The organism is Streptomyces sp. NPDC054841, from assembly GCF_053611045.1.
Map to the genome: position 1 here is coordinate 1 of NZ_JBSGZO010000300.1, position 10,821 is coordinate 10,821.

Here is a 10,821-nt window from a genome sequence, read left to right on the forward strand (position 1 = left end):
TTGGCGGGCGTGGTCTTCTTGGTGGCGGTCTTCTTGGCCGCGGGCTTCTTGGCGGGCGCCGCTTTCTTCGCAGCGCCAGTCGTACGGCCGGCGCGCGGCTTCGCGGTGCCCGCCGCGCCCTGGGAACCCTTGCCGGACGTACGTGAGGCCATGGTGGTGAGGTTACCGGTGTGAACGGCGGCGGACACGTGTGCCCACCGCTTCACCCGTTCGTGTCGTTCGTACCGCGCCCGGAAACTGACGTTTACTCAGCCGAGGGGCCCTCTCCGGGCCGCTAGTTCTGCGAGGGGAGAGTCGCCGTACCCGTGCCCGCACCGGGCTCCAGGGCGTCCAGCGCCCTGCGCAGACCCGTGAGTTTGCGCTCGAGATGGGCGGCGGTGGCGACGGCTGCCGCATCCGCCGAATCGTCGTCGAGCTGCTTGGAGAGCGCTTCCGCCTGCTCCTCAACTGCGGCCAGACGCGCGGAGAGTTCGGCGAGCAGGCCCGCCGGCTCCTTGGTGTCGCCCGTGCCGTGCCCGCTGCCCTCCAACTGGAGGCGGAGCAGGGCTGCCTGCTCGCGCAGCTGGCAGTTCTTCATATAGAGCTCGACGAAGACGGAGACCTTCGCGCGCAGGACCCACGGGTCGAACGGCTTGGAGATGTAGTCCACCGCGCCCGCGGCGTAACCGCGGAAGGTGTGGTGCGGACCGTGGTTGATCGCGGTCAGGAAGATGATCGGAATGTCCCGGGTCCGTTCCCGCCGCTTGATGTGCGCAGCGGTCTCGAAACCGTCCATTCCTGGCATCTGGACGTCCAGCAGAATGACCGCAAAGTCGTCCGTCAGCAGCGCTTTGAGCGCTTCCTCCCCTGACGATGCCCGCACCAGCGTCTGATCGAGCGCAGAGAGGATGGCCTCCAGCGCCAGCAGATTCTCCGGCCGGTCATCGACCAGGAGGATCTTGGCCTTCTGCACCATGCCTCGCCCTCCTCGCCCCGGCTTGGGGTCTCCCCAGCTCGAAGAGCCGGGGGAAGCACCGGGCGCCGCCCCAGGGGACGACTCCCTTGCGTCGCCCGTCCTTGTGCCGGTCATGGTAGCCGCACCCCGCCCGTCGCCACACCCTGTCACCGCGATGTCACTGTGCACGTAGCAGAAACGCAGTGGGAGACCAGAAGGTTCCCCGAATATCGGCCCCTCACACGCCTTCGGCCACAGCCAGTCAGCAACTTACGAGAATCCGTACAGTCCGCAATCAGACTGTGATGTGCACGCGACCAGCCTTCGTCACTTTCCGCGCATCCACTGCTCCATGACGGAGAGCAGATGATCAGGGTCGACCGGCTTGGTGACATAGTCGGACGCGCCGGATTCGATCGCCTTCTCCCGGTCACCCTTCATCGCCTTCGCCGTGAGCGCGATGATCGGCAGCCCGGCGAACTGCGGCATCCTGCGGATCGCCGTCGTCGTCGCATAGCCGTCCATCTCGGGCATCATGATGTCCATCAGTACGACCGTCACATCGTCGTGCTGCTCGAGGACTTCGATGCCCTCGCGCCCGTTCTCCGCGTACAGCACCGACAGACCGTGCTGCTCCAGCACACTGGTGAGCGCGAAGACATTACGGATGTCGTCGTCGACGATGAGCACCTTCTCACTGTGGAACTCGAAGGTGCGGCGGGGCTCGTCGGACGCCTCCTGCGGCTGCTGCGCCCCCCAGGGCTCCTGTGCCGCGGCGGACTGGCCGGGCAGCGCGTGGCGCAGGTCCGTGGTTCCCAGGGCCTTGCGGCGGCGCCGGAAGAGCGTCGCGGGACCGGGGTGCGCGTTGGCGCTCGGCGTCGGCTCCGGCGGGGACTGCCGGCCCGCCTCGACTACCGCCGTGTCGTCGAGCACGGCCATCGGCGCCTCGGGGCCCGGCACGAGCTGCGGGTAGCCCTGCGGCGGCAGTTCGCTCGGGTGAAGGGGCAGATAGAGCGTGAACGTCGAACCGCGGCCCGGCTCGCTCGCCGCATGGATCTCGCCACCGAGCAACCGCGCGATCTCACGGCTGATGGACAGGCCGAGGCCGGTACCGCCGTACTTACGGCTGGTCGTGCCGTCGGCCTGTTTGAACGCCTCGAAGATGACCCGCATCTTGCTCGCCGCGATCCCGATGCCGGTGTCGGTGACCGAGAAGGCGATCAGGTCGCCGTCCGCGTCGCGCAGCGAGCCCGCCTCCAGCAGCTGCTCGCGGATCGACTGCGGCACATCGGCGTTCGCCGGCCTGATGACCAGCTCCACCGCACCGGTGTCGGTGAACTTCACGGCGTTCGAGAGCAGATTGCGCAGCACCTGAAGCAGCCGCTGTTCGTCCGTGTGCAGGGTGGCCGGCAGCTCCGGCGACACCCGCACCGAGAAGTCGAGCCCCTTCTCCGCCGTGAGCGGCCGGAACGTCGCCTCCACATAGTCGACGAGCTGGACGAGGGCGATACGGGTCGGGCTGACGTCCATCTTGCCCGCCTCGACCTTCGACAGATCGAGGATGTCGTTGATGAGCTGCAGCAGATCGGAGCCGGCGCCGTGGATCGTCTCGGCGAACTCCACCTGCTTCGGAGTCAGGTTGCTGTCGGCGTTGTCGGCGAGCAGCTTGGCGAGGATCAGCAGCGAGTTGAGCGGTGTGCGCAGCTCGTGCGACATGTTCGCCAGGAACTCGGACTTGTAGCGCATGGAGACCGCAAGCTGTTCGGCCCGCTCCTCCAGCACCTGCCGGGCCTCCTCGATCTCGGTGTTCTTCACCTCGATGTCGCGGTTCTGCTGCGCCAGAAGCTCTGCCTTGTCCTCCAGTTCGGCGTTGGAGGACTGCAGCGCCTTCTGCCGGTTCTCCAGCTCCTCGGAGCGCTCCCGCAGTTGCTCGGTCAGCTCCTGCGACTGCTTGAGCAGCACCTCGGTCTTGGTGTTGACGCTGATGGTGTTGACGCTCGTCGCGATCATCTCGGCGATCTGGTTGAGGAAGTCCCGCTGGATCTGGGTGAACGGCTGGAACGACGCCAGCTCGATCACGCCGAGGACCTTCCCCTCGAACAGCACCGGCAGCACGATCACGTACGCGGGCGAGGCCTCACCCAGCCCCGAGGAGATCTTCAGATACCCCGGCGGCACATTGACCTGGATCGTCCGCTTCTCCTCGGCCGCCGTCCCGATCAGGGTCTCCCCCGGCCGGAAGGACATCGGCATCGATCCGGCCGAGTAGCCGTAACTGCCGCGCATCACCAGCTCGTACGAGCTCTCGCCGCCCGAGCCGAGCTCTCCGCCCCCGCCCGTCGGCATCGCCAGGAAGAACGCGCCGTGCTGCGCCGAGACCACCGGCGTCAGCTCGCTCATGATCAGCGAGGCGACGTCGTCCAGGTCGCGCCTGCCCTGCATCAGACCGGAGATACGGGCCAGGTTGCCCTTCAGCCAGTCCTGCTCCTCGTTGGCGAGCGTGGTGTCGCGCAGGTTCGCGATCATCGTGTTGATGTTGTCCTGGAGGACCTGGATCTCGCCCGCGGCGTCCACGTCGATCTTCAGGTTGAGGTCGCCACGGGTCACGGCGGTGGCGACGGCGGCGATCGCCCGCACCTGCCGGGTCAGGTTCCCGGCCATCTCGTTCACGGACTCCGTCAGGTCCCGCCACGTGCCGTCGACGTCCCGCACGCGCGCCTGGCCGCCGAGCATGCCGTCCGTGCCCACCTCACGGGCCACACGCGTGACCTCCTCGGCGAACGACGACAGCTGGTCGACCATCGTGTTGATGGTGTTCTTCAGCTCCTGGATCTCACCACGGGCGTCGATGTCGATCTTCTTGGTGAGATCGCCCTTGGCGATGGCGGTGGTGACCGTGGCGATCTGGCGCACCTGACCGGTCAGATTGGACGCCATCGAGTTCACGGACTCGGTGAGGTCCTTCCACGTACCGGACACGCCCGGGACACGGGCCTGGCCGCCCAGCTCGCCTTCCGTACCCACCTCACGGGCCACACGCGTGACCTCGTCCGCGAACGACGACAGCGTCGTCACCATCGTGTTGACGGTGTCGGCCAGCTCGGCGACCTCGCCGCGCGCCTCGACCGTCACCTTCTTCGTCAGATCGCCGTGGGCGACCGCGGACGACACCCGGGAGATGTTCCGCACCTGACTGGTCAGGTTGGCGGCCATCGTGTTGACGTTGTCGCTCAGGTCCTTCCAGATACCCGTGGCGCCACGCACCCGCGCCTGACCGCCGAGAATGCCTTCCGTACCCACCTCACGGGCGACTCGCGTCACCTCGTCCGCGAAGTTGGACAGCTGGTCGACCATCGTGTTGACGGTGGTCACCAGCTCCAGGATCTCGCCCTTGGCATCGACGGTGATCTTCTTCGACAGATCGCCCTTGGCGACCGCCGTCGTCACCTCGGCGATGTTGCGCACCTGCGAGGTCAGGTTGTTCGCCATGAAGTTGACGGACTGGGTGAGGTCCTTCCAGGTACCGGAGACGCCCTGCACCTCGGCCTGGCCGCCGAGGATGCCCTCGGTGCCCACCTCACGGGCCACCCGGGTCACCTGCTCCGCGAAGTTCGAGAGCTGGTCCACCATCGTGTTGAGGGTGTTCTTCAGCTCCAGGATCTCGCCACGCGCATCCACATCGATCTTCTGCGACAGGTCACCGCGAGCCACCGCCGTGGCGACCTGGGCGATGTTGCGGACCTGGGCGGTCAGGTTCCCGGCCATGCCGTTCACGGAGTCCGTCAGATCGCGCCACACACCCGCGACGCCCGGCACCTGCGCCTGACCGCCGAGGCGCCCGTCCGTGCCCACCTCACGGGCCACCCGGGTCACCTGCTCGGCGAACGCCGACAGCTGGTCGACCATCGTGTTGATGGTGTTCTTCAGCTCCAGGATCTCGCCACGCGCGTCCACATCGATCTTCTGCGACAGGTCACCTCGGGCCACCGCCGTGGTGACCTGAGCGATCTGCCGCACCTGTGACGTCAGGTTCCCCGCCATGAAGTTGACGGAGTCGGTGAGTTCCTTCCACGTGCCGGACACGCCGTCGACCCGCGCCTGGCCGCCGAGCCGGCCCTCCGTACCCACGTCCCGCGCCATCCGCGTCACCTGGTCGGCGAACGACGACAGCTGCGCCACCATCGTGTTGACGGTGTTCTTCAACTCCAGCATCTCGCCCGCCACATCGACGGTGACCTTCTGCGACAGATCACCGTTGGCGACCGCCGTCGTCACCTGCGCGATGTCCCGCACCTGGCCGGTGAGGTTACGGAACGCCGTATTCACCGAGTCCGTGAGGTCCTTCCACGTCCCGGCCGCGCCCGGCACCTCGGCCTGACCGCCCAGCCGGCCCTCGACGCCGACCTCCCGGGCCACCCGGGTCACTTCGGAACCGAACGACTGCAGCTGGTCCACCATCGTGTTGACGGTGTTCTTCAACTCCAGCATCTCGCCCGCCACATCGACGGTGACCTTCTGCGACAGATCACCGTTGGCGACCGCCGTCGTCACCTGCGCGATGTCCCGCACCTGTGTCGTGAGGTTGCGGAAGACGGTGTTGACCGAATCGGTCAGGTCCTTCCACGTCCCGGCCGCGCCCGGCACCTGCGCCTGACCGCCGAGCAGACCCTCCGCGCCGACCTCGCTCGCCACCCGGGTCACTTCGTCCGCGAAGGTACGCAGCGTCTCCGTCATCTGGTTGATGGTCTCGGCGAGCTGCGCCACCTCACCGCGCGCGCTGACCGTGACCTTCTGCGACAGATCACCGTTGGCGACCGCCGTCGTGACCTCCGCGATGCCCCGCACCTGCGAGGTCAGATTGCCCGCCATCGTGTTGACGGAGTCGGTGAGGTCCTTCCACACACCGGCGACGCCCGGCACGGCCGCCTGCCCGCCGAGCTCCCCCTCCGTACCCACCTCACGCGCGACCCGGGTCACCTCGGAGGAGAACGAGGACAGCTGATCCACCATCGTGTTGACGGTGTTCTTCAGCTGGAGCATCTCGCCGGCCACATGGACAGTGACCTTCCGGGACAGATCACCCTTGGCGACCGCCGTCGTAACGAGAGCAATGTCACGCACCTGGGCCGTCAGCCGGTACGCCATGGTGTTCACCGAATCCGTGAGATCCTTCCACGAACCGGACATACCTCGCACCTGAGCCTGGCCGCCGAGTTTGCCCTCGGTGCCGACCTCCAGTGCGACCCTCGTCACTTCGTCGGTGAACGCCGACAGCTGGTCGACCAGATTGTTGACCGTACGCGCGACCTTCAGGAACTCGCCGCGCAGCGGACGCACCGCGTCATCACCCTCGGCCGCGTGCGACCGGAGCTCCATGCGCTGCTCCAGATCGCCCTCCGCGACCGCCGACAGCACCCTGCCGACCTCGGACACCGGCCGGGCCAGATCGTCCACCAGCGCGTTCGACGCGTCGATCGCGGCGGCCCAGGAGCCCTCGCAGGGCCCGGGCTCCAGCCGCTCCGTGAGCTTCCCCTCACGGCCGACCACGCGGCGCACCCGCGCCAGCTCACCGGTGAGATGAAGATTGCGGTCGGCGACCTCGTTGAAGACGGCCGCGATCTCCGTCATCACGCCGTCACCCGACACGGTCAGCCGTTTGCGGAAGTTCCCGTCCCGCATCGAGACGAGGGCCACCAGCAGCCGGTTCAGAGCCGCGGTGTCCACCTCCGTCGTCCCCCCGCGTGGCTGATTCCTCCGGGACTGACCGCCTTGTGCGCGCGTGCCAGTGCCCCGCGCTGTTGCACCAGACTCCACCGTGTCCCTCCCGCAGGGGTTGACCATCATGCTCGGGCTGTCTCTGGAAGCTTGCCCAGTGTTTCACCGCAGCCGAACCAGGCCATAACAGTTCGGCAGCTTCGCTTAGCGTCCCCGCCATCGGATGGCGGAAACGGCGGTGACCGGCATCCGCTCGGACAGCGAAGGTAAGTAACCTGGCATCCGGCTGTCCAACCGCCCCGGTCGCCCGGCGGGGGCGTATGGCGCGAGGACTACCACCGGGCACCGGGAGGGGCGGCACCGACCATGGCAGAGCCGGGCGTCGAGACGCGTACGAGGAGTTCTGTGATCACCGCGCGGGCGGCTGCCAGCTTCGACCCCGTCGGACGGTCGGTGGCAACCGCCCGGGCCTTCGTCCGGGACACACTCCAGGGCTGGGGATACTCCGACGTCGTCGACGACGCCGTGGTCCTCACCAGCGAGCTCGTCACCAACGCGGTGATCCATGCCGGCACCGCCGCCGACGTGCTCTGTCTGCGGACCGAGGAAGGCGTACGGGTCGAGGTCGCCGACCGCTATCCCGAGCGCGAGATCCCCATCCAGGGCGGCGGCAGAACCCACGCCCACCCCGACCGCGAGAACGGCCGGGGGCTGCTGCTCTGCGCGGCACTCGCCACCCGCTGGGGCGTCGAGTACTCACCGACCCACAAGCAGGTCTGGTTCCAGCTCGATCTGCCGCAGCGCATGGTGGGCACCCGCTCGGCCGGCCCGGTTCTCCCCACCGGCCTCCTCCCGGTCGCCGACGAGCGCGTACGCGTCGCCGTCGCCCAGATCGACCGCAACGGCGCAATCAGCCGATGGAACGACGACGCCGAACACCTCTTCGGTTACGCCGCGGACCAGGTTCTGGGCAAGCCCCTCGGCGACTTCGCCGCCTGGCCGCACACCCCGGGCATCGGCACCGGTATCGCCGAGGCCCTCCAACTGTCCCGCTGGGAAGGCAGCTACGGCATCCGCGGCACCGACGGCCGCGTCGTCCCCGTCTACGCCTCCCATCTGCGCGTGCGCGACACCCACGGCGAGGCCTCCACCGTCTGCCTCCTCGTCCGCGACTACGAGCGCGCGGTGCTCCAGACCCCCGTCCGCGTCCCCGCCACGGACGGCTCCGGACCCGAGAGCCGCAATGCGGACCCCTTCGAGGTCTTCATCGGCTCTCCCGCCCCCGACGACCTCGACGGCCTGCTCCAGCGCACGGTCGAGCGCGCCCGCGACATGCTCGACGGCGACTCCGCCTTCCTGCTTCTGGCCACCGACGACGAGACGGAGCTGGAGGTACGGGCCACCACCGGGCTGCCCTCCGCACGGCAGCGGTTCGCCCGCGTCCCGGTCGAGGCCGGCACCGGCCGGTACGGCTCGGCCCGTATGCCCGCCGTCCACGAGGACCTCACCGCCGTTCCCGGCGCCGTCCCGCTGCTCGGCGGCACCGGTATGCGCTCCGTGGTCACCGTCCCGCTCAAGGTCGAGGGCCGCCTCACCGGCTCCCTCGGCGTCGCGGCGGAAGCCTCGGGCCGGTATTCCAACGAGGAAGCGCTGCGCCTGCAGTTCGCAGCCGACCGCATCGCGCTCGCCGTCGAATCCGCTCGCCTCGGCGAGCTGGAACGGCTCCGCCGCGGCTCACTCAGCTTCCTCGTCGAAGCCTCCGACCTGCTGGCGGGCACGCTGGACCGCGACCAGACCCTGGCCCTGATGGCGCAGATGACCGTCCCCACCCTCGCCACCTGGTGCGCGGTCTACACGATCGCCGACCAGGCCTCCGAGCCGTACCTCTCGTACGTGCTGCACGAGGACGAGGAGCGCATCGACGGCCTGAAGGCACTGCTCTCCCGGATCCAGCCGCCGGACCCGGTCCCCACGCCCGGCGCACGCGTCTGGACCGCACCGGCCGACGCCGCCCACCAGGCCGCTCTGCGCACCTCCATGCGCGAACTGGGCCTCGGCGCCACCCACTTGGCCTCCGGCATCGGTACGACCCTGGCCACGGCCTCCGCGGTCGGCGGCGAGACAGTGGTCCTTCCACTGGTCGCCCGCAACCGCGTCATCGGCATGCTCACCCTCGGCAAGCCCTCCGACGACCACTTCCGCCAGGAGATCCTCGAACTCGCTGAGGACCTCTCCCGCCGAGCGGCCCTCGCCCTCGACAACGCCCGCCTCTACTCCGAGCGCACGGCCATCAGTCAGTCGCTCCAGCGCAGCCTCCTGCCGCCCGGCCTCCCCCAGGTCCCGGGCGTCGAGGTCGAGGTCATCTACCGCGCCGCGGGCGAAGGCAACGAGGTCGGCGGCGACTTCTACGACCTCTTCCCGATCCGTGACGGGGCGTACGGCTTCGCCATCGGCGACGTCTGCGGTACGGGTCCGGAGGCGGCCGCCGTCACCGGCCTGGCCCGCCACGCCCTGCGTCTGCTGGCCCGCGAGGGCTTCGGCGGACCCGCGGTCCTGGAGCGGCTGAACGCGGCGATCCTCGACGAAGGCGCCCGCAGTCGCTTCCTCACCCTGCTGTACGGCGAGTTGTGGCCCCAGGAGGACGGCTCCGCACTGCTGAAGGTCGTCTGCGCCGGCCATCCGCTCCCCCTGCGCCTGCGCCAGGACGGCTCCGTGGAACCGGCGGCCGAGCCACAGCCCCTGCTGGGCGTGATGGAGGACCTGGAGCTGTACGAGCAGACCGTCACCCTCGACCCGGGCGACGTCCTGCTCTGCGTGACCGACGGCGTCACCGAACGGCGCGAGGGCACCCGCATGCTCGGCGACGACGGCCTCATCGACGTTCTGACGACCTGTACGGGCCTGACGGCCGGCGCGGTCGCCGCGCGCATCCTCCGCGCGGTCGAACGCTTCGCCGCCGAGCCCGCCTCGGACGACATGGCCATCCTCGCCATGCGCGTCCCGGAGCCCCACAAGAGCTGAACGGAATTTGGACATGAAGAAGGCCCCCGCCGTGAGGCGGGGGCCTTCTTCCGTTCGGAGCCCCCAAACGGAATCGAACCGTTGACCTTCTCCTTACCATGGAGACGCTCTACCGACTGAGCTATAGGGGCCTGTTGCGCTTTCGCGGTCTCCCGCGCGGCAACGGAATAGATCATACCCCGAACTCGTGTGTGCTCAGAACCATCCATTCCTCTGGACCGTCCATCGCGCCGCTGCCACCATGCGCCAATGCGGATACGCCACTTACAGATCGCCGCTCTGGCCCTGCTGTTCCCTCTGGCCGGCTGCAGCGCGAACACCGACGACGACGGCAGTGGAAAGGAGAAGCCCCGGAAGCCTTCGGCAACGCAGCCGGCGAAAGAGACGCCACGCCCCGGCGATCAGACGGTCACCATGACCTGGAAGGGCAAGCAGCGCGTCTACACGGTCCACGCGCCGCCCGGCTACACGCCGACCCAGCAACTCCCCCTGGTCGTCGTCATGCACCCCTACCCGGCCGACGGCACGTACGCCGCCAAACTGACCGGCTTCAACGCCAAGGCCGACAAGGAAGGCTTCCTCGTCGCCTATCCGAACGGAATGGACCAGGCGTACAACGCCCTCATCTGCTGCGGCAGCGAGGACGACGTCGGCTTCATCGGCGCGATGACGAAGCGCCTCATCGGCACATGGAAGGCCGACCCTCGGCGCATCTACGCCACCGGTATTTCCAACGGCGCGGACATGTCCTTCAAACTCGCCGTCGAGCTCCCGGGCACGCTGGCCGCGATCGCCCCGGTCAGCGGCGGCTACATCGGCACGGCCGCGCAGAATCCCACGTACATGCCGAAGGTCCCGGTGTCCGTGGCCACCTTCGTCGGCGGTCTCGACAAGTACTACGAGGACTTCGAGCAGGGCATCAAGTCCTGGTCGGAACGTCTGGGTTGCAAGGCGGGCCGGCCGGAGAAAGTCAGGGGCAACAACACCCGCACGTCGGCGAAGTGCCGCGACAAGTCGGAGTTCATGACGTACCGCCTCCCGGACATGGGCCACAAATGGCCGGGCAGCAAGGACCAGACGATGGGCGACCCGGAGACGGGCGTCAACGCGACCGATCTCATCTGGGAGTTCTTCGAGGCACACCCGAAGAC

The 10,821-nt window shown here is 68.4% G+C and carries 4 protein-coding genes and 1 tRNA gene; 2 read left to right on the top strand and 3 right to left on the bottom strand.

Annotated elements, in window-relative coordinates; all coding sequences use genetic code 11:
- Positions 1-274: 274 nt before the first annotated feature.
- Both ACWGI8_RS30300 and ACWGI8_RS30305 read right to left on the bottom strand, forming a co-directional pair.
- Complete coding sequence (locus ACWGI8_RS30300; RefSeq protein WP_453665720.1) at positions 275-955, bottom strand: response regulator; 681 nt, start codon at positions 953-955, stop codon at positions 275-277.
- Positions 956-1,261: 306 nt separating this feature from the next.
- The gene (locus ACWGI8_RS30305; protein WP_453665722.1) at positions 1,262-6,748 is read right to left on the bottom strand and encodes a HAMP domain-containing protein; all 5,487 of its coding nucleotides are present in this window, start codon (positions 6,746-6,748) and stop codon (positions 1,262-1,264) included.
- A 267-nt stretch (positions 6,749-7,015) separates the two neighbouring features.
- On the opposite strand from ACWGI8_RS30305, the gene ACWGI8_RS30310 reads away from it, so the two are divergent.
- Positions 7,016-9,670 (top strand): SpoIIE family protein phosphatase, encoded by a 2,655-nt coding sequence (locus tag ACWGI8_RS30310; RefSeq protein WP_453665724.1) that lies wholly within the window; start codon positions 7,016-7,018, stop codon positions 9,668-9,670.
- Positions 9,671-9,728: 58 nt separating this feature from the next.
- Here the strand turns inward: ACWGI8_RS30310 and ACWGI8_RS30315 are convergent.
- Positions 9,729-9,801 (bottom strand) — tRNA-Thr (locus tag ACWGI8_RS30315).
- Between the two features lie 118 nt (positions 9,802-9,919).
- On the opposite strand from ACWGI8_RS30315, the gene ACWGI8_RS30320 reads away from it, so the two are divergent.
- A partial coding sequence (locus tag ACWGI8_RS30320) for an alpha/beta hydrolase family esterase (RefSeq protein WP_453665725.1) occupies positions 9,920-10,821 on the top strand: 902 nt, incomplete at its 3' end.

Excerpts from the sequence above, each read along its gene's own strand:
- ACWGI8_RS30300 (WP_453665720.1), bottom strand. The coding sequence starts at position 955 with ATGGTGCAGAAGGCCAAGATCCTCCTGGTCGATGACCGGCCGGAGAAT.
- ACWGI8_RS30310 (WP_453665724.1), top strand. The coding sequence starts at position 7,016 with ATGGCAGAGCCGGGCGTCGAGACGCGTACGAGGAGTTCTGTGATCACC.